The sequence below is a fragment of the Psychrobacter sp. 1U2 genome (assembly GCF_051847575.1).
Map to the genome: position 1 here is coordinate 1 of NZ_JBPYDC010000530.1, position 997 is coordinate 997.

2 protein-coding genes are annotated in these 997 nt (G+C 43.2%); both read left to right on the top strand.

Translation table 11 applies throughout. The features are described 5' to 3' along the window. On the top strand, positions 1-852 hold an 852-nt coding region (locus ACS8FD_RS17070; RefSeq protein WP_439276721.1), incomplete at its 5' end, for an NAD(+) kinase. Positions 853-885: 33 nt separating this feature from the next. Continuing rightward, positions 886-997 (top strand): DUF1315 family protein (locus ACS8FD_RS17075; protein ID WP_439276722.1); only part of this gene is annotated, 112 nt, incomplete at its 3' end.

Consider the following 997-nt stretch of genomic DNA (forward strand, 5'->3'; position numbering starts at 1 on the left):
ATTAATGATATGGGTTTGATGTTAATTATGGACGTACAAACTGCTAACTTGCCTACTCTAGATTTGACGGAAGTAGAAAAAGTCAAAATCGTCAAGCGTAGTTTGATAGGCGAGATTTGTGATCTTGTCATCGTAGTAGGGGGAGATGGTTCTATTTTACATGCAGCTGAAGCACTAGCGCGCTACCGTGTACCTGTATTGGGTGTCAACCGTGGCCGACTTGGGTTCTTGGCTGATGTAAAGCCTGATGAAGCTGCCTTTAAGCTACGTCAAGTATTAATGGGCGACTATCAACTTGACCATCGGTTTTTATTAACCATGGAGATAAGAGAAGGACGTGACATTATCCATGAAGACATGGCGCTTAATGACATTGTTTTACATGCCGGAAAATCGGTACATATGATTGATTTTCAAATGAAAATTGATGGTCAAGATGTTTATCGACAGCATAGCGATGGGTTAATCGCTGCAACGCCGACAGGATCGACCGCTTATGCCTTGTCAGGTGGCGGCCCTATTATCCATCCTAGTATGGATGCAATATGTCTAGTGCCTATGCATCCACATACGCTATCGAGCAGACCGATTGTAGTCAGTGGCAATAGCGAAGTCTGTATTCGCATTCATGAGGACAATCGTACGCAGCCGATGGTCAGTGCAGACGGCAAAGCGAGCATGCCACTTGAGCAAGAGCAGCGTTTATACATTCGTAAACATCCAGATAAGCTGACTTTACTGCATCCTCCAGGCTTTGACTTTTATGAAGCTTGCCGTACTAAGCTACACTGGAACGTCCACGCTGAAGAATTTAGTCTCGACAGTGATGATGATATTATAGATGACGAGTAAACGTATCTAAAATAATAGTAGAGAGTAGATATAATGGATAAACAAACAATCTTAGCGAGTTTAACCCCAGAGTTGGTCGATAAGTTCCGCGTTGCTATTGAGCTAGGTAAATGGGCTGATGGCACTAAGTTAAATGCTGAACAGC